An 18,991-nucleotide genomic window follows, 5' to 3' on the forward strand; every position below is an offset into this window, starting at 1 on the left:
ATGAACAAAGAAATTTTGGCTGTTGTTGAAGCCGTATCCAACGAAAAAGCGCTGCCACGCGAGAAAATTTTTGAAGCGCTGGAAAGTGCGCTGGCTACAGCAACAAAGAAAAAATATGAGCAAGAGATCGACGTCCGCGTAGAAATTGATCGTAAAAGCGGTGATTTCGATACCTTCCGTCGTTGGGTAATCGTAGAAGAAGTTACCCAGCCAACCAAAGAAATTACGCTGGAAGCGGCACGCTTCGAAGACGAAAGCCTGAACGTGGGCGACTATGTTGAAGATCAGATTGAATCTGTCACCTTTGACCGTATCACCACCCAGACTGCGAAACAGGTTATCGTACAGAAAGTACGTGAAGCTGAACGCGCAATGGTTGTTGATCAGTTCCGCGAACACGAAGGCGAAATCGTTACGGGTGTGGTGAAAAAAGTTAACCGTGACAACATTTCCCTGGATCTGGGCAGCAATGCTGAAGCCGTGATCCTGCGCGAAGACATGCTGCCGCGTGAAAACTTCCGCCCTGGCGACCGTATTCGTGGCGTTCTGTACTCTGTGCGCCCGGAAGCGCGCGGCGCGCAACTGTTCGTCACCCGTTCCAAACCGGAAATGCTGGTTGAACTGTTCCGCATTGAAGTGCCAGAAATTGGCGAAGAAGTGATTGAAATTAAAGCGGCTGCTCGCGATCCGGGCTCTCGTGCGAAAATCGCCGTTAAGACCAACGATAAGCGTATTGATCCGGTCGGCGCGTGTGTGGGTATGCGCGGTGCGCGCGTTCAGGCGGTCTCTACCGAACTGGGCGGCGAGCGTATCGATATCGTCCTGTGGGATGATAACCCGGCGCAGTTCGTGATTAACGCAATGGCGCCAGCAGATGTCGCTTCTATCGTGGTGGATGAAGACAAACACACCATGGATATCGCGGTTGAAGCCGGTAACCTGGCTCAGGCGATTGGACGTAACGGTCAGAACGTCCGCCTGGCTTCACAACTGAGCGGTTGGGAACTCAACGTAATGACCGTTGATGACCTGCAGGCGAAGCATCAGGCTGAAGCACATGCCGCCATCGATACCTTCACCAAATATCTCGATATCGATGAAGATTTCGCGACAGTTCTGGTGGAAGAAGGTTTTGCGACGCTGGAAGAACTGGCCTACGTGCCAATGAAAGAACTGCTGGAAATTGACGGCCTTGATGAACCGACCGTTGAAGCGCTGCGCGAGCGTGCTAAAAACGCACTGACCACTCTGGCACTGGCCCAGGAAGAAAGCCTCGGTGATAACAAACCGGCTGACGATCTGCTGAATCTGGAAGGATTGGATCGCGATATGGCCTTCAAACTGGCTGCCCGTGGTGTTTGTACGCTGGAAGATCTCGCCGAACAGGGCATTGATGATCTGGCTGATATCGAAGGGTTGACCGACGAAAAAGCCGGTGAGCTGATTATGGCTGCCCGTAATATTTGCTGGTTCGGTGACGAAGCGTAATAAACTGTAGCAGGAAGGAACAGTATGACAGATGTAACCGTAAAAACGCTGGCTGCAGAGATACAGACCTCCGTGGATCGCCTGGTACAGCAATTTGCTGATGCAGGTATCCGGAAGTCTGCTGATGACTCTGTGTCCGCACAAGAGAAACAAACCTTACTGGCGCATCTGAACCGTGAGAACGGCTCAGCGCCGGATAAGTTGACATTGCAGCGTAAAACGCGCAGTACTCTCAATATTCCAGGTACCGGTGGGAAAAGCAAATCGGTACAAATCGAAGTCCGCAAGACACGCACCTTTGTGAAACGCGATCCGCAAGAGGCTGAACGCCTGGCCGCGGAAGAGCAGGCGCAGCGTGAAGCGGAAGAGCAAGCCCGTCGTGAGGCAGAAGAAGCTGCCAAACGCGAGGCGCAACAAAAAGCCGAACGTGAGGCCGCAGAACAAGCTAAGCGTGAAGCCGCTGATAAAGCGAAACGTGAAGCTGCGGAAAAAGACAAAGTGAGCAATCAACAGACCGACGATATGACTAAAACCGCCCAGGCCGAAAAAGCCCGCCGTGAAAATGAAGCCGCAGAACTGAAACGTAAAGCGGAAGAAGAAGCACGTCGCAAGCTTGAAGAAGAAGCTCGCCGCGTAGCGGAAGAAGCTCGCCGTATGGCGGAAGAAAACGAGAAAAATGGTGTGGATAACGCTGAACCTGTTGAAGATACCAGCGATTATCACGTCACGACTTCTCAGCACGCTCGCCAGGCAGAAGACGAAAACGATCGTGAAGTTGAAGGCGGCCGTGGTCGTACTCGCAGCGCGAAAGCCGCGCGTCCGGCGAAGAAAGGCAACAAACACGCTGAATCGAAAGCCGACCGTGAAGAAGCGCGCGCCGCAGTTCGTGGTGGTAAAGGCGGTAAACAGCGTAAAGGTTCCGCTCTGCAGCAGGGCTTCCAGAAGCCAGCTCAGGCCGTTAACCGTGACGTTGTGATCGGCGAAACCATCACCGTTGGCGAACTGGCTAACAAGATGGCGGTTAAAGGCTCTCAGGTCATCAAAGCGATGATGAAACTGGGCGCAATGGCGACCATCAACCAGGTCATCGACCAGGAAACCGCACAACTGGTTGCCGAAGAGATGGGCCACAAAGTTATCCTGCGTCGTGAAAACGAGCTGGAAGAAGCAGTAATGAGCGACCGTGACACCGGCGCTGCGGCTGAACCGCGCGCACCGGTTGTAACCATCATGGGTCACGTTGACCACGGTAAAACTTCCCTGCTGGACTACATTCGTTCTACGAAAGTGGCTTCTGGCGAAGCGGGCGGCATTACTCAGCACATCGGTGCGTACCACGTTGAAACTGACAACGGTATGATCACCTTCCTGGATACTCCGGGTCACGCCGCGTTTACCTCTATGCGTGCTCGTGGTGCTCAGGCAACGGATATCGTGGTTCTGGTTGTTGCAGCAGACGACGGCGTGATGCCGCAGACCATCGAAGCTATCCAGCACGCGAAAGCGGCAGGTGTGCCGGTGGTGGTTGCAGTCAACAAAATCGATAAACCAGAAGCGGATCCGGATCGCGTTAAAAACGAACTGTCCCAGTACGGCATCATGCCGGAAGAGTGGGGCGGCGAAAGCCAGTTCGTCCACGTTTCTGCGAAAGCCGGTACCGGTATCGACGAACTGCTGGATGCGATCCTGCTGCAGGCCGAAGTTCTGGAGCTGAAAGCTGTTCGTAAAGGTATGGCGAGCGGCGCGGTAATCGAATCCTTCCTGGATAAAGGTCGTGGTCCGGTTGCTACCGTCCTGGTGCGTGAAGGTACGCTGCATAAAGGCGACATCGTACTGTGTGGCTTCGAATACGGCCGCGTGCGTGCGATGCGTAACGAACTGGGTCAGGAAGTTCTGGAAGCAGGTCCGTCCATTCCGGTGGAAATCCTCGGTCTGTCCGGTGTTCCGGCTGCCGGTGACGAAGTGACCGTGGTGCGTGACGAGAAGAAAGCCCGTGAAGTTGCACTGTATCGTCAGGGCAAATTCCGTGAAGTTAAACTGGCTCGTCAGCAGAAATCTAAACTTGAGAACATGTTCGCCAACATGACCGATGGCGAAGTTCACGAAGTGAACGTCGTACTGAAAGCTGACGTACAGGGTTCTGTAGAAGCGATCTCCGACTCCTTACTGAAACTGTCTACCGACGAAGTGAAAGTGAAGATCATCGGTTCCGGCGTAGGTGGTATCACTGAAACCGACGCGACCCTGGCTGCGGCGTCCAACGCGATTCTGGTTGGCTTCAACGTCCGTGCTGATGCTTCTGCGCGTAAAGTGATCGAATCTGAAAGTCTGGATCTGCGTTACTACTCCGTCATCTATCATCTGATCGACGAAGTGAAAGCGGCGATGAGCGGTATGCTGTCTCCGGAACTGAAACAGCAGATCATTGGTCTGGCTGAAGTGCGCGATGTGTTTAAATCACCGAAATTTGGCGCGATCGCGGGCTGTATGGTTACCGAAGGTACTATCAAGCGTCACAACCCAATCCGCGTCCTGCGCGACAACGTGGTTATCTATGAAGGCGAGCTGGAATCCCTGCGCCGCTTCAAAGATGACGTTAACGAAGTCCGTAACAGTATGGAATGTGGTATCGGCGTTAAGAACTACAACGACGTTCGCGTTGGCGATATGATCGAAGTGTTCGAGATTATCGAGATCAAACGTACCATCGCATAATCTTCGTCGTCTTTTGGACCGCAACAGCGTTGGCTGCGCTCGCTCACCCCGGTCACATAGTTATCTATGCTCCCGGGGATTTACGAGCTTGCCGCCTTGTTGCAATCCAAAATCCTTAGAAGATGATTAGGCGTAGGCCGGGTAAGCGAAGCGCCACCCGGCAAGAAATTTAAAAAGGGGCTTATGGCCCCTTTTTTGTCATTATTCTGGAGAATTTATTATGGCGAAAGAATTTGGTCGCCCGCAGCGTGTGGCGCAGGAGATGCAGAAAGAAATCGCACTCATCCTGCAACGCGAAATCAAAGATCCGCGCGTAGGCATGATGACTACCGTATCTGGTGTTGAGATGTCCCGTGACCTGGCGTATGCCAAAGTATTCGTGACTTTCCTTAACGACCAGGACGAAGCGGCTGTGAAAAACGGCATTAAGGCCCTGCAGGAAGCCTCTGGTTTTATCCGCTCCCTGCTGGGGAAAGCGATGCGTCTGCGTATCGTGCCTGAACTGACCTTCTTCTACGACAACTCGTTGGTTGAAGGGATGCGTATGTCTAACCTGGTGACCAGCGTGGTGAAACATGACGATGAACGTCGTGTAAACCCAGCGGACGACAGCAAGGAGGACTGATGAGTCGTCCTCGTCGTCGTGGTCGCGACATTCACGGTGTCCTGCTGCTGGATAAGCCGCAGGGCATGTCCAGCAATGACGTACTGCAAAAAGTAAAGCGCATCTACAATGCCAACCGTGCGGGTCATACCGGCGCGCTGGATCCGCTGGCGACGGGCATGCTGCCTATCTGCCTCGGCGAAGCGACGAAGTTTTCACAGTATTTGCTGGATTCTGACAAACGCTATCGCGTAGTAGCCCGTCTGGGGCAACGTACTGACACCTCCGATGCTGACGGGCAAATCGTGCAGGAACGTCCGGTAATCTTCAGCGCAGAGCAACTTGCGAGCGCACTGGAGACTTTCCGCGGCGATATCGAGCAGATTCCGTCAATGTATTCGGCGCTGAAATATCAGGGTAAAAAGCTGTACGAATATGCGCGTCAGGGCATTGAAGTGCCGCGTGAAGCGCGCCCGATTACCGTCTATGAGCTGCTGTTTATTCGCCATGAAGGTAACGAGCTGGAGCTGGAAGTTCACTGCTCCAAAGGCACCTATATTCGCACTATTATCGACGATCTGGGCGAGAAGCTCGGCTGTGGTGCGCACGTAACGTACCTGCGTCGTCTGACGGTCAGCAAGTATCCGGTGGATCGTATGGTGACGCTGGAACACTTGCGCGAGCTGGTTGAACAGGCTGAGCAGCAGAACATTCCGGCCGCTCAGTTGCTTGATCCCTTGCTGATGCCAATGGACAGTCCAGCATCGGACTATCCTGTTGTTAATTTGCCTTTAACATCGTCGGTTTACTTTAAAAATGGTAACCCGGTACGTACGACAGGTGTCCCGCTGGAAGGCCTGGTGCGTGTGACGGAAGGCGATGACGGCAAATTTATCGGCATGGGGGAGATCGACGATGAAGGTCGTGTCGCCCCCCGTCGCCTGGTGGTTGAGTATCCTGCATAGCGCTCTCTGTCTTGCGATAAAAGGGCGCTGCGAGTAGAATACTGCCGCTTAACGTCGCGTGAATTGTTTAACAATCTGCGTGGCGTATACACAAAATCATTCGAGCTGCATCAAGGCGGCAAGTCTGAGAATCCTCAGGAGCTTACTTAGGTAAGTGACTGAGGTGAGCGGACGCAGCCAACGCAGAGTCAGTTTGAAGGATAAAGTGTATACACTGGGATAGCTGAATTAGAGATCGGCATCCTTTCATTCTTAACACTTTGGAGTTTTAAAATGTCTCTAAGTACTGAAGCTACCGCTAAAATCGTTTCTGAGTTTGGTCGTGATGCAAACGACACCGGTTCTACCGATGTTCAGGTTGCTCTGTTGACTGCACAGATTAACCACCTGCAGGGCCACTTTGCAGAGCACAAAAAAGATCACCACAGCCGTCGTGGTCTGCTGCGCATGGTTTCTCAGCGTCGTAAACTGCTCGACTACCTGAAACGTAAAGATGTTGCACGCTACACCGCGCTGATCGAGCGTCTGGGTCTGCGTCGCTAATTCTTTCGAGTTTCAGAAAGAGGGGGCCTTCATGGCCCCTTTTTTCCAGCAGATGGCAGCAATTCGCTGGAAACTAATGTATTGTTGCTATGAATGATCTTCCGTTGCAGAGGTTCGCGCGGCTAATGAGAGGCTTTACTCATGCGTATGGGTTAGGGTTGTCATTAGTCGCGAGGATGCGCAGAAGATCGGGTATTAACGATGGCGCAAAAATGTGCCGTCAAAAAATAGAGAAAGGATATTATTTTGCTTAATCCGATCGTTCGTAAATTCCAGTACGGTCAGCATACCGTTACGCTGGAAACCGGCATGATGGCGCGTCAGGCGACTGCCGCTGTTATGGTTAGCATGGATGACACTGCGGTATTCGTTACCGTTGTCGGCCAGAAAAAAGCGAAACCAGGCCAGGACTTTTTCCCACTGACCGTTAACTATCAGGAGCGTACCTACGCTGCTGGCCGTATCCCGGGTAGCTTCTTCCGTCGTGAAGGCCGTCCGAGCGAAGGTGAAACCCTGATCGCGCGTCTGATTGACCGCCCGGTTCGCCCGCTGTTCCCGGAAGGGTTCGTTAACGAAGTTCAGGTTATCGCGACCGTTGTTTCCGTTAACCCGCAGGTTAACCCGGATATCGTGGCAATGATTGGCGCATCCGCTGCGCTGACGCTGTCTGGCATCCCATTCAACGGCCCGATCGGTGCTGCGCGTGTTGGTTATATCAATGACCAGTACGTACTGAACCCGACTCAGGACGAACTGAAAGAAAGCAAGCTGGATCTGGTTGTTGCCGGTACCGAAGGTGCCGTACTGATGGTTGAATCCGAAGCTGAACTGCTGAGCGAAGACCAGATGCTGGGCGCTGTAGTATTCGGTCACGAACAGCAGCAGGTTGTTATTCAGGCGATCAATGAGCTGGCGAAAGAAGCCGGCAAACCGCGTTGGGACTGGCAGCCAGAAGCCGTCAACGAAGCGCTGAACGCGCGCGTTGCCGCACTGGCAGAAGCTCGCCTGAGCGATGCTTACCGTATCACCGACAAACAAGAGCGTTACGCTCAGGTTGACGTGATCAAATCTGAAACCATCGCTCAGCTTACGGCAGAAGATGAAACCCTGGACGCCAACGAACTGGGCGAAATCCTGCACGCCATTGAGAAAAACGTTGTTCGTAGCCGCGTACTGGCAGGCGAGCCGCGTATCGATGGCCGTGAAAAAGACATGATTCGTGGTCTGGACGTGCGTACTGGCGTTCTGCCGCGTACCCACGGCTCCGCGCTGTTCACCCGTGGCGAAACTCAGGCGCTGGTCACTGCGACCCTGGGCACCACCCGTGATGCGCAGAACCTCGACGAACTGATGGGCGAGCGTACTGACAACTTCCTGTTCCACTACAACTTCCCTCCGTACTGCGTAGGTGAAACCGGTATGGTCGGTTCTCCGAAGCGTCGTGAAATTGGTCACGGTCGCCTGGCGAAGCGTGGCGTGCTGGCAGTGATGCCGGAACTGGATAAATTCCCGTACACCGTGCGTGTGGTTTCTGAAATCACCGAATCTAACGGTTCTTCTTCCATGGCTTCCGTATGTGGCGCTTCCCTGGCGCTGATGGACGCAGGCGTGCCGATCAAAGCGGCCGTTGCGGGTATCGCGATGGGTCTGGTGAAAGAAGGCGACAACTATGTTGTTCTGTCTGACATCCTGGGCGACGAAGATCACCTGGGCGATATGGACTTCAAAGTAGCGGGTTCCCGCGACGGTATCTCTGCACTGCAGATGGATATCAAAATTGAAGGTATCACCAAAGAGATCATGCAGGTTGCTCTGAACCAGGCTAAAGGTGCGCGTCTGCACATCCTGGGTGTGATGGAACAGGCGATTAACGCGCCGCGTGGCGATATCTCTGAATTCGCTCCACGTATCCACACCATCAAGATCAGCCCGGACAAGATTAAAGACGTTATCGGTAAAGGCGGTTCTGTTATCCGCGCCCTGACCGAAGAAACTGGCACTACTATCGAAATCGAAGATGACGGTACTGTGAAGATCGCAGCGACCGACGGCGAGAAAGCGAAATATGCTATCCGTCGTATCGAAGAGATCACCGCAGAGATCGAAGTAGGTCGTATCTACACGGGTAAAGTGACCCGTATCGTTGACTTTGGCGCATTCGTTGCCATCGGTGGCGGTAAAGAAGGTCTGGTACACATTTCTCAGATCGCTGACAAGCGCGTTGAGAAAGTGACCGATTACCTGCAGATGGGCCAGGAAGTACCGGTTAAAGTTCTGGAAGTTGATCGCCAGGGCCGTGTACGTCTGAGCATTAAAGAAGCAACTGAGCAGTCTCAGCCTGCAGGCGAACCGGAAGCTCCGGTAAGCCAACAGGGCGAGTAAGGTTGCCATTGCCCTCCGTGAGAACGGAGGGCCTTTAACCCGGCAGGACGCCTTGTTAGCAACCGGGGAACTTGGACGTTCATTCAATCGTTGTCTTCGGGAGTGGGAAATGAAGCCTTTTTTGCGCTGGTGTTTCGTTGCGACAGCACTCACGCTGGCTGGATGTAGTAATTCCGCCTGGCGTAAGAGTGAAGTCCTCGCAGTACCATTGCAACCGACTTTGCAGCAGGAAGTGATTCTGGCACGTATGGAACAAATTCTTGCCAGTCGGGCTTTAACCGATGACGAACGCGCACAGCTTTTATATGAGCGCGGAGTGTTGTATGATAGTCTCGGTCTGAGGGCACTGGCGCGAAATGATTTTTCACAAGCGCTGGCAATCCGACCAGATATGCCTGAAGTATTCAATTACTTAGGTATATATTTAACGCAGGCAGGCAATTTTGATGCTGCCTATGAAGCGTTTGATTCTGTACTTGAGCTTGATCCAACTTACAACTACGCGTACTTAAATCGCGGTATCGCATTGTATTACGGCGGTCGCGATAAGTTAGCGCAAGATGATCTGCTGGCGTTTTATCAAGACGATCCCAATGATCCTTTCCGCAGTCTGTGGCTTTATCTTGCCGAGCAGAAGCTCGATGAGAAGCAGGCTAAAGAAGCGTTAAACCAACGCTTCGAGAAATCGGATAAAGAGCAATGGGGATGGAACATTGTCGAGTTCTACCTGGGCAACATTAGCGAAGCAACGCTGATGGAACGCCTGAAGGCGGACGCAACGGATAACACCTCGCTCGCTGAGCATCTCAGTGAAACCAACTTCTATTTAGGTAAGTACTACCTAAGTCTGGGGGATTTGGACAACGCTACGGCATTGTTCAAACTGGCGGTGGCTAACAACGTTCATAACTTTGTTGAGCACCGATACGCATTGTTGGAATTATCGCTCCTGGGCCAGGACCAAGATGACCTGGCAGAATCGGACCAGCAATAGCTGACGTACACATCAGCCCGTAATCTTTTTTGATTGCCATCACCTTCACGGGTGAGGGCGTTGTTGTTCGTTAATACACCTACTTTGAGCCGGTTCACACTTTTCAATGAAAATTGCAGATCAATTTCATGATGAGTTATGTAGACTGGCCGCCATTAATTTTGAGGCACACGTACTACATGGCTGAATTCGAAACCACTTTTGCAGATCTGGGCCTGAAGGCTCCTATCCTTGAAGCCCTTAACGATCTGGGTTACGAAAAACCATCTCCAATCCAGGCAGAGTGCATTCCGCATCTGCTGGGCGGTCGCGATGTTCTGGGTATGGCCCAGACCGGTAGCGGCAAAACGGCAGCGTTCTCTTTACCGCTGCTCAACAATCTTGATCCTGAGCTGAAGGCACCTCAGATTCTGGTGCTGGCACCGACCCGCGAACTGGCGGTTCAGGTTGCAGAAGCCATGACGGATTTCTCTAAACACATGCGCGGCGTGAACGTGGTTGCCCTGTACGGCGGCCAGCGTTATGACGTGCAATTACGTGCCCTGCGTCAGGGACCACAGATCGTCGTCGGTACGCCGGGTCGTCTGCTGGATCACCTGAAGCGCGGTACTCTGGACCTCTCCAAACTGAGCGGTCTGGTACTGGACGAAGCTGATGAAATGCTGCGTATGGGCTTCATCGAAGACGTTGAAACCATTATGGCGCAGATCCCGGAAGGTCATCAGACCGCTCTGTTCTCTGCCACCATGCCGGAAGCGATTCGTCGTATTACCCGCCGCTTTATGAAAGAGCCGCAGGAAGTACGCATTCAGTCCAGCGTCACTACCCGTCCTGACATCAGCCAGAGCTACTGGACTGTGTGGGGCATGCGTAAAAATGAAGCGCTGGTGCGTTTCCTGGAAGCAGAAGATTTTGATGCGGCGATTATCTTCGTCCGTACCAAAAATGCGACTCTGGAAGTGGCAGAAGCGCTGGAGCGTAGCGGTTATAGCAGCGCTGCGCTGAACGGCGACATGAACCAGTCTCTGCGTGAGCAGACTCTGGAGCGTCTGAAAGATGGCCGTCTGGATATTCTGATTGCAACCGACGTTGCGGCCCGTGGCCTGGACGTTGAGCGTATCAGCCTGGTCGTTAACTACGATATCCCGATGGACTCCGAATCTTACGTTCACCGTATCGGCCGTACCGGTCGTGCGGGTCGTGCTGGCCGTGCGCTGCTGTTCGTTGAGAACCGCGAACGTCGTCTGCTGCGTAACATCGAACGCACCATGAAACTGACTATTCCAGAAGTAGAACTGCCGAACGCAGAGCTGCTGGGCAAACGCCGTCTGGAAAAATTCGCCGCGAAAGTACAGCAGCAGCTGGAAAGCAGCGATCTGGATCAGTACCGTGCTCTGCTGGCGCAGATTCAGCCTACCGCTGAAGGCGAAGAGCTGGACATGGAAACCCTGGCAGCCGCACTGCTGAAAATGGCTCAGGGCGAACGTAGCCTGATCGTACCACCAGATGCACCGATGCGTCCTAAGCGTGAATTCCGCGACCGTGACGATCGTGGTCCGCGTGACCGCAACGATCGTGGCCCGCGTGGCGACCGTGAAGACCGTCCGCGTCGTGAACGTCGTGACGTTGGCGATATGCAGCTGTACCGCATTGAAGTGGGTCGTGATGACGGTGTTGAAGTCCGCCATATCGTTGGCGCGATTGCTAACGAAGGTGATATCAGCAGCCGTTACATCGGTAACATCAAGCTGTTTGCTTCCCACTCGACCATCGAACTGCCGAAAGGTATGCCGGGCGACGTGCTGCAGCACTTTACCCGTACCCGCATCCTGAACAAGCCGATGAACATGCAGCTGGTTGGCGATGCAGTACCGCATACCGGTGGTGAGCGTCGTGGCGGTGGCCGTTTCAGCGGCGAGCGTCGTGAAGGCGGTCGCGGTGAAGGCCGTGGTTTTGGCGGTGAGCGTCGTGAAGGCGGTCGTGGTGATGGTCGTCGTTTCAGCGGCGAACGTCGTGAAGGTGGTCGTGGCCCGCGCCGTGACGATTCTTCTGCTCCGCGTCGTGATGACTCTGCCGGTCGTCGTCGTTTCGGCGGTGACGCATAAGCCAAAACGGCTTAAAAGCGTAAAATAAAGTATACAGCCCCGATCTCAACAATCGGGGCTTTTTTTATTTCAATTGTACTCGTGTACTGGTACAGTGCAGCACATTGATAAGTAGTCACAATATAAATGACTGGAGAGATGGCTAAATGGCAACACTAACCACCACCCAAACGTCACCTTCGCTGCTTGGCGGCGTGGTGATCATCGGCGGCACCATTATTGGCGCGGGGATGTTCTCTCTGCCGGTGGTCATGTCCGGGGCGTGGTTCTTCTGGTCAATGGCGGCGCTGATCTTCACCTGGTTCTGCATGCTGCACTCCGGGTTGATGATCCTTGAAGCCAACCTCAATTACCGGATTGGTTCCAGCTTCGACACCATTACCAAAGATCTGTTGGGCAAAGGCTGGAACGTTGTTAACGGTATCTCCATCGCCTTTGTGCTCTACATTCTGACCTACGCCTATATTTCGGCAAGCGGCTCGATTCTGCATCACACCTTTGCCGAGATGTCGCTGAACGTTCCGGCGCGCGCGGCAGGTCTTGGCTTTGCGCTGCTGGTCGCGTTTGTGGTGTGGTTAAGCACCAAAGCGGTTAGCCGCATGACGGCGATTGTGCTGGGCGCGAAGGTGATTACCTTTTTCCTGACCTTCGGCAGCCTGCTGGGACACGTGCAGCCCGCAACGCTGTTTAACGTGGCGCAGAGCAACGCTTCATATACGCCGTACCTGCTGATGACGCTGCCATTCTGTCTGGCTTCATTTGGTTATCACGGCAACGTCCCAAGCCTGATGAAGTATTACGGCAAGGATCCGAAGACCATCGTTAAGTGCCTGGTATACGGCACGTTGCTGGCGCTGGTGCTGTATACCGTATGGTTGCTGGGAACGATGGGTAATATTCCGCGTCCGGAATTTATTGGTATTGCGCAGCAGGGTGGGAACATTGATGTGCTGGTGCAGGCGTTGAGCGGTGTGCTGAACAGCCGTAGTCTGGATCTGCTGCTGGTGGTGTTCTCCAACTTTGCGGTCGCCAGTTCCTTCCTCGGCGTGACGCTGGGCCTGTTTGATTATCTGGCTGATTTATTTGGTTTTGATGACTCCGCAATGGGGCGTTTTAAAACCGCATTGCTGACGTTTGTGCCGCCAATTGTCGGTGGCCTGCTGTGGCCGAACGGTTTTCTGTACGCCATTGGCTATGCAGGTTTAGCTGCAACTATCTGGGCTGCCATTGTGCCAGCGCTGTTGGCACGTAAATCTCGCGAACGTTTCGGCAGCCCGAAATTCCGCGTCTGGGGCGGTAAACCGATGATTGCCCTGATTCTGGTCTTCGGCGTCGGCAACGCGGTTATCCATGTTCTGTCGAGCGTTAACCTGCTGCCGGTGTACCAGTAGAACAATTGCCCGGTGGCGCTACGCTTACCGGGCCTACAGAGATTGCGTAGGCCGGATAAGCCGCAGCCGCCATCCGGCACAAATAGCACTATCCCAACAATTCCTGCTTCACATCCATCGCCAAATCAAATGAGTGGAGCCGCGCCTGGTGATCAAAAATCTGGCCGTTAACCATAATTTCATCAGCCTGGGTTTCACGTAAAATAGCCTCCAGCCCGTGCCGCACTTTCGCCTTATCACCGACCAGCGACATGCGTAGCGCCTGCTGCACGCCATACTGTTCAGAAGAGGACCACAGTTGATGCATATTCTCTACCGGCGGCGGTAGCTGGCCGGTTTCGCCACGACGCAGTTTCATAAACGCCTGTTGCATTGAGGTGAAAAGAAATTCGGCATCGCGATTGCTGTCGGCGGCAATAATGTTGATGCACACCATCGCATACGGCTTTGCCAGCCGCGCCGAAGGCGTGAATTGGCTACGATACAGATGCAGCGCCTGATGCAGCATATCCGGAGCAAAGTGCGAGGCGAAGGCAAACGGCAGGCCAAGCTGCGCCGCCAACTGTGCGCTATACAAGCTGGAACCTAATAACCAGACCGGGATCTGCTCGCCGTAGCCAGGCACCGGGCGTACATGGGGGTTCGGGTCGTGGGCGTCGAACCACTCCACCAGTTCTGCTACGTCGCGTGGGAAGTTATCGATATCGCCACTCATATGGCGGCGCAGCGCGCGCATCGTTGGCTGATCGCTCCCCGGTGCGCGGCCAAGCCCGAGATCGATGCGTCCTGGATACAGCGTGTTCAGGGTACCGAACTGCTCGGCGATCACCAGCGGCGAATGGTTGGGCAGCATCACGCCGCCAGAACCCAGATGCAGCGTGGTGGTATTGGCAGCCAGATAACCAATCAGCACAGAGGTTGCGGCGCTGGCGATGCCGGTCATGTTGTGATGTTCTGCCAGCCAGTAGCGGTGATAGCCGCGCTTTTCAGCCAGCCGTGCGAGATCAAGCGAGTGCGTAAAGGCTTCTTTTGCCGAAGATCCTTCAGGGATCGGTGCCAGATCCAGCACCGAGAACGGAATAGTTTTGTCAGTCATAACGGCTCACTTTGTTACCGGTTAATCATTTAATACTGCATTAAAATTTGATTAACGTTGTTAACAAAGTGAGCTTTATGAGACTGACGGCAAAAACAATGCCCGATGGCGCTGCGCTTATCGGGCCTACGGGATCGCGATTTGTAGGCCGGATAAGGCATCTATGCCGCCATCCGGCGAGGTTTTATCAGGATTGCAGCTCCAGCCCAGCCAGACGTTTCCAGTAACCGTTGCAGTCGCTATGGGCGGCAAGCGGTAATGGGGCAGTGCCGTTTTCATTGGCGCGGAAGGCATCCAGCATGGCAAATGTTTCCGTGCCTGAAGGGGACAGACGTACAATATCCACCAGCCCCTGCATGGATGTCAGCTCGTTGCCGAGGTTGTAAACATAGCCGCTCATGGTCTGAATCCCGTTGAGAACAAAGACCTGTTGATTCTCCTGCGACAGCACATCTCGCCCGTTCGGGTATTTGATGCAGCAGGTTTCACACTCGTCTTTTGGCCGATCTTCGGAACGCGCCGTAAAGCAACGGGCAGAGTACGCCAGCGGCAGATGGCCGTAGCTCAGCACTTCCACTTCAAACTTATCGCGGATAGCTAACTCTTCACACTGGTTGAGCAGATTGATCAGCCAGTCGCGAGATAATTCTACCGGCATACACCAGCGCACCATCCCTTGTTTGAGCAGCAAACGCAGCGTCACCGCGTTGTAGCAGTTGAGCGCATGTCCGGCGACAAACGGCAGCTTACGCTCCGCGCACATGTTTACCACGCCCAGATCGCTGGCTTCCAGCAGGAAGTCGCCGTTTTCGACATAGCGCTTTAATTCGCCTAGCTCAGACGAGGCCTGCACCAGCGCCAGCGTTGACAGCACCACCTGTTTACCGCTGCCGGCGAGCGACTTCGCCATATCAATCCAGTCGCCGACTTTAGTGGCGCGACGTTTGCTGCATACCGCTTCGCCAAGATAGATAATGTCGGCCTGGCTGGCGGCGGCCTGCTGATAAAAATCTTCCAGCGTTTCTTTTGGCCAGTACCACAGCACCGGCCCTAAGGAATATTTCATTGCTTCTCTCACTGCCATTTACGGTGATACGCGCCAAGCGTGGTCTGCGTGCCTTCGGACATGGAACCGAGCGTTTCCATCCATGCCGCCTGTGGCGCATAGTTCTGTGGGTCGGCTATACAACGATCGATCGCCTGACGCCACACTTTCGCCACCTGGCTGACGTAGGCCGGGCTACGCTGGCGTCCCTCGATTTTTACCGAGGCAATATTGGCCGCCAGCAGCTCCGGCAGCAGCTCCAGCGTGTTCAGGCTGGTGGGTTCTTCCAGCGCATGATAGCGCTCGCCGTCAACCAAATAACGGCCTTTACACAGTGTCGGATAACCGGCATTTTCTCCGTCCTGATAGCGGTCAATCAGCACTTCATTCAGACGCGATTCCAGACCTTGTTGGGTCTGCTGCCAGCGAACAAAACGCGCGGGAGAGCAAGCGCCAACCGTGTTAGGCGATTCACCCGTCAGGTAGGATGAAAGATAACACCGCCCTTCCGCCATAATGCACAGGCTGCCAAAGGCGAACACTTCGAGTGGAACGGGCGTGACGCGAGCGAGCTGCTTCACCTGATGAATAGACAACACGCGCGGCAGCACCACGCGCGCGACATCAAAGTTGCGATGATAAAAATTAATCGCCTCTTCGTTGGTAGCAGATGCCTGAACAGAGACATGGCGCTCAATATGCGGGTAGCGCTCTGCGGCATACTCAAGCATGGCGAGGTCGGCGAGGATTAGTGCATCCGCACCCAGTTGCGCCGCCATATCTACGGCCCGCTGCCAGCGCGCATAACCATCCGGATGCGCAAAGGTGTTAATCGCGATGTGCAGCTTACGACGGTGTTGATGGACAAAACTCACCGCTTCCTGCAATTTTTTCTCGGTAAAATTAAGGCCGGCGAAATGACGGGCGTTGGTATCATCTTTCAGCCCGATGTAGACAGCATCAGCGCCGTTCTCGATGGCCGCCTTAAGCGCCGGGAGATTTCCGGCAGGGCAGAGCAGCTCCATAATTTATCCTGAACGTAGCGCCGTGAAGGGCGCAGAAATGTTAACGAAGAGGGATTTTAGTTAACCTTGCTGAGACAATTTTTGATTTGAGGCAGTTAAAGTCGTATTGGTGATAGCAATAAAGAGGTAACAATTTCGCATCGAATTGTTGATTTATGCCGCTATGTCGTTTATTGGATATGGCAAAATAGCAGGACTATTGAAACAGGGAGTAAAGCTCGTGTTGGATAAACTGCGTTCACGCTTAGTACATTTTGGTCCTTCTCTGATGAGTGTACCGGTTAAACTGACGCCCTTTGCGCTGAAGCGCCAGGTCCTGGAGCAGGTTCTGATCTGGCAGTTTAGCCAGGCGCTGGCTGATGGAGAGCTGGAGTTCCTCGAAGGCCGCTGGCTGAGTATTCATGTGCGTGATATTGGCCTCCAATGGTATACCTCTGTTGAGAACGATAAACTTATCGTCAGCCAGAGTGCCGATGCGGATGTGAGTTTTAGCGCTGACGCCAGCGATTTACTGATGATTGCTGCACGTAAGCAGGATCCGGATACGCTTTTCTTCCAGCGTCGCCTGGTGATTGAAGGTGACACAGAATTAGGGCTATACGTAAAAAATCTGATGGACGCCATCGAACTGGATCAGATGCCTAAAGCGTTGCGCGTCATGCTGATGCAGTTGGCGGATTTTGTTGAGGCGGGAATGAAAACGACGCCAGACACCAAACAGACTTCGGTAGGTGAGCCATGCTGATTCGAGTTGAGATTCCCATCGATGCCCCCGGTATTGATGCGTTGCTGCGTCGTTCATTTGAGAGCGATGCGGAAGCGAAATTAGTGCACGACCTGCGTGAAGATGGTTTCTTAACGCTGGGTTTGGTTGCGACAGATGACGAAGGTCAGGTAGTGGGTTACGTCGCGTTCAGTCCTGTCGATGTTCAGGGTGAAGATCTGCAATGGGTCGGCATGGCGCCGCTCGCAGTGGATGAAAACTACCGTGGTCAGGGCCTGGCGCGTCAACTGGTCTATGAAGGACTCGACTCCCTGAACGAGTTTGGCTACGCCGCGGTGGTTACGCTGGGCGATCCGGCACTGTACAGCCGCTTTGGCTTTGAGCTGGCTGCACATCATGACCTGCGTTGCCGCTGGCCGGGCACCGAAAGCGCGTTCCAGGTTCATCGCCTGGCGGACGATGCGCTGGAGGGCGTGACGGGCCTGGTGGAATACCACGACCACTTCAATCGTTTTTAACATCCGGGGTTTGCAGGCTGCTCAGCAGAGCCTCAAGCCCTCCGCCCTCTACAAGGCGCTCTTTCTGACGCTTTGTGAGCTGTTTGACGCGATACTCGATGCGCAGAGCCAGCGAACGGTCGCCGACCTGCGCCGCAAATGCCAGGGTGAGTTCTCCCTTTCCACGTAGCGCCTTCGCGCCTTTCCCGTTCTGATGTTGCTTATATCGACGCTCCACATCGGTGGTTATTCCGGTGTATAAAGCGTTGTCCGCGGTACGGATCAGATACAGATACCAGGGTGTCATTGTCACCATCGACGTGATAATTTTCAGGCCTACAGTATAAAAGAGAACAGAAATGGAAACACTGACTGCGGTGACCCGCTGGCTGGCAAAACAGCACGTCGTAACCTGGTGTGTACACCAGGATGGTGAATTGTGGTGCGCCAATGCGTTTTACCTGTTTGATGCGCAAAAGGTGGTGTTCTATGTGCTGACCGAAGAGAAAACGCGTCATGCTCAGATGTCCGGGCCACGTGCGCCTGTTGCCGGTACGGTAAACGGCCAGCCCAAAACGGTAGCCCTGATTCGCGGCGTACAGTTTAAAGGGGAAATCCGCCGTCTTGAGGGGGAGGAGAGTGACGTTGCGCGTAAAGCGTATAATCGCCGCTTCCCGGTGGCCAGAATGCTGTCCGCACCCGTGTGGGAAATTCGGCTGGATGAAGTCAAATTTACGGACAACACGCTGGGCTTTGGCAAAAAAATGCTCTGGCTACGAGACTCACGCCCCGAGAATACGTAATGCCTCACGGTTAAACGCTGGCAGGTCATCCGGTGTTCGGCTGGTTATCAGCTGATCGTTATCATTCACCATTTCCTGATCGTAAAATTCGGCGCCCGCATTTTTTACGTCAATGATGATAGGTTTCACGGCGGTAAGTTTACGGCCACGAATGACATCCGCGCTGATCAGCAACTGTGGACCGTGGCAAATAGCAAACACCGGTTTGCCGCTGTTAACGAAATCCCGGGTAAAGGTCACGAAACGATCGTCCCCGCGCAGGTAGTCCGGCGAGTGACCGCCTGGCAGTAGCAGGGCGTCAAAATCGGCAGGGCGCACATCCTCGATCGCTTTGTCGATAGTGACGCTGGCTTCTCCTTTTTTCCCCTTCACCGTTTTGCCTGCCTGTTTTTCAATGGTGATGACTTCATGCCCGGCCTGGCGAAATTCTGCTGCTGGTGATGTAAATTCTGAATCTTCAAACTCATCAGTGATTAAAACGGCAATCTTCTTGCTCATGTTTCCTCCGTTGAGTTGGTTGCGAATGAGGCAGAATTTCCATGTTGGCGGATAATTACCTCACGAACTATTAAGTCTGGTCGCTAAGGCTGAGAGTGCAAGACGGACAAATCTGT

18 protein-coding genes are annotated in these 18,991 nt (G+C 53.8%); 13 read left to right on the forward strand and 5 right to left on the reverse strand.

Annotated elements, in window-relative coordinates; all coding sequences use genetic code 11:
* From nusA to mtr, 10 genes are all read left to right on the forward strand, one after another.
* Window positions 1–1,488 (forward strand): transcription termination factor NusA, encoded by a 1,488-nt coding sequence (gene nusA, locus OOJ59_RS12640; protein WP_038634199.1) that lies wholly within the window; start codon window positions 1–3, stop codon window positions 1,486–1,488.
* Window positions 1,489–1,512: 24 nt separating this feature from the next.
* A complete protein-coding gene (gene infB, locus OOJ59_RS12645) occupies window positions 1,513–4,203 on the forward strand; it encodes a translation initiation factor IF-2 (protein ID WP_160955931.1) in 2,691 nt (896 codons plus the stop codon).
* A 220-nt stretch (window positions 4,204–4,423) separates the two neighbouring features.
* The gene (gene rbfA / locus OOJ59_RS12650; RefSeq protein WP_003024988.1) at window positions 4,424–4,828 is read left to right on the forward strand and encodes a 30S ribosome-binding factor RbfA; all 405 of its coding nucleotides are present in this window, start codon (window positions 4,424–4,426) and stop codon (window positions 4,826–4,828) included.
* Complete coding sequence (truB, locus tag OOJ59_RS12655) at window positions 4,828–5,772, forward strand: tRNA pseudouridine(55) synthase TruB (RefSeq protein ID WP_121529596.1); 945 nt, start codon at window positions 4,828–4,830, stop codon at window positions 5,770–5,772. The genes rbfA and truB overlap by 1 nt, the downstream gene beginning before the upstream one ends.
* A gap of 273 nt (window positions 5,773–6,045) precedes the next feature.
* Window positions 6,046–6,315 (forward strand): 30S ribosomal protein S15, encoded by a 270-nt coding sequence (rpsO, locus tag OOJ59_RS12660; RefSeq protein WP_000059465.1) that lies wholly within the window; start codon window positions 6,046–6,048, stop codon window positions 6,313–6,315.
* A gap of 246 nt (window positions 6,316–6,561) precedes the next feature.
* Complete coding sequence (gene pnp / locus OOJ59_RS12665; protein WP_038634187.1) at window positions 6,562–8,697, forward strand: polyribonucleotide nucleotidyltransferase; 2,136 nt, start codon at window positions 6,562–6,564, stop codon at window positions 8,695–8,697.
* Window positions 8,698–8,806: 109 nt separating this feature from the next.
* Window positions 8,807–9,691 carry a lipoprotein NlpI gene (nlpI, locus tag OOJ59_RS12670; protein ID WP_038634184.1) on the forward strand — a complete coding sequence of 295 codons (885 nt, stop codon included), beginning with the start codon at window positions 8,807–8,809 and terminating at the stop codon, window positions 9,689–9,691.
* Window positions 9,692–9,797: 106 nt separating this feature from the next.
* A complete protein-coding gene (yrbN, locus tag OOJ59_RS12675; protein WP_010723222.1) occupies window positions 9,798–9,878 on the forward strand; it encodes a protein YrbN in 81 nt (26 codons plus the stop codon).
* The gene (gene deaD, locus OOJ59_RS12680) at window positions 9,871–11,796 is read left to right on the forward strand and encodes an ATP-dependent RNA helicase DeaD (RefSeq protein ID WP_038634182.1); all 1,926 of its coding nucleotides are present in this window, start codon (window positions 9,871–9,873) and stop codon (window positions 11,794–11,796) included. The genes yrbN and deaD overlap by 8 nt, the downstream gene beginning before the upstream one ends.
* Window positions 11,797–11,942: 146 nt before the next feature.
* A complete protein-coding gene (gene mtr, locus OOJ59_RS12685; protein WP_038634179.1) occupies window positions 11,943–13,187 on the forward strand; it encodes a tryptophan permease in 1,245 nt (414 codons plus the stop codon).
* Window positions 13,188–13,275: 88 nt separating this feature from the next.
* Here mtr and OOJ59_RS12690 read toward each other — a convergent pair whose 3' ends face one another.
* From OOJ59_RS12690 to ubiU, 3 genes are all read right to left on the reverse strand, one after another.
* Complete coding sequence (locus OOJ59_RS12690) at window positions 13,276–14,283, reverse strand: luciferase-like monooxygenase (RefSeq protein WP_160955932.1); 1,008 nt, start codon at window positions 14,281–14,283, stop codon at window positions 13,276–13,278.
* Window positions 14,284–14,470: 187 nt separating this feature from the next.
* Window positions 14,471–15,349: a U32 family peptidase gene (locus OOJ59_RS12695; RefSeq protein ID WP_417918036.1), complete on the reverse strand. Its 879-nt coding sequence runs from the start codon at window positions 15,347–15,349 to the stop codon at window positions 14,471–14,473.
* Window positions 15,350–15,357: 8 nt separating this feature from the next.
* Entirely contained in the window at window positions 15,358–16,353 is a 996-nt protein-coding gene (ubiU, locus tag OOJ59_RS12700) for a ubiquinone anaerobic biosynthesis protein UbiU (protein WP_006687898.1), read from the reverse strand.
* Between the two features lie 220 nt (window positions 16,354–16,573).
* On the opposite strand from ubiU, the gene ubiT reads away from it, so the two are divergent.
* Window positions 16,574–17,098, forward strand: coding sequence for a ubiquinone anaerobic biosynthesis accessory factor UbiT (gene ubiT / locus OOJ59_RS12705; protein WP_160955933.1), 525 nt, complete (start codon window positions 16,574–16,576; stop codon window positions 17,096–17,098).
* Window positions 17,092–17,595 carry a GNAT family N-acetyltransferase gene (locus tag OOJ59_RS12710; RefSeq protein WP_003024966.1) on the forward strand — a complete coding sequence of 168 codons (504 nt, stop codon included), beginning with the start codon at window positions 17,092–17,094 and terminating at the stop codon, window positions 17,593–17,595. Before ubiT ends, OOJ59_RS12710 begins: the two co-directional genes overlap by 7 nt.
* Here the strand turns inward: OOJ59_RS12710 and OOJ59_RS12715 are convergent.
* Window positions 17,582–17,881, reverse strand: coding sequence for a GIY-YIG nuclease family protein (locus OOJ59_RS12715; protein ID WP_159121508.1), 300 nt, complete (start codon window positions 17,879–17,881; stop codon window positions 17,582–17,584). The genes OOJ59_RS12710 and OOJ59_RS12715 overlap by 14 nt on opposite strands.
* Before the next feature lie 52 nt (window positions 17,882–17,933).
* Here OOJ59_RS12715 and OOJ59_RS12720 point away from each other — a divergent pair, with 52 nt between their 5' ends.
* Window positions 17,934–18,377 (forward strand): YhbP family protein, encoded by a 444-nt coding sequence (locus OOJ59_RS12720; RefSeq protein WP_087856883.1) that lies wholly within the window; start codon window positions 17,934–17,936, stop codon window positions 18,375–18,377.
* Here OOJ59_RS12720 and OOJ59_RS12725 read toward each other — a convergent pair.
* Window positions 18,357–18,875, reverse strand: a complete 519-nt coding sequence (locus tag OOJ59_RS12725) for a type 1 glutamine amidotransferase domain-containing protein (protein WP_038634164.1) — start codon at window positions 18,873–18,875, stop codon at window positions 18,357–18,359. The genes OOJ59_RS12720 and OOJ59_RS12725 overlap by 21 nt on opposite strands.
* Between the last annotated feature and the right edge of the window lie 116 nt (window positions 18,876–18,991).

Origin of the sequence: Citrobacter sp. W9, assembly GCF_026719375.1 — a bacterium.
Lineage (GTDB): Bacteria > Pseudomonadota > Gammaproteobacteria > Enterobacterales > Enterobacteriaceae > Citrobacter > Citrobacter werkmanii.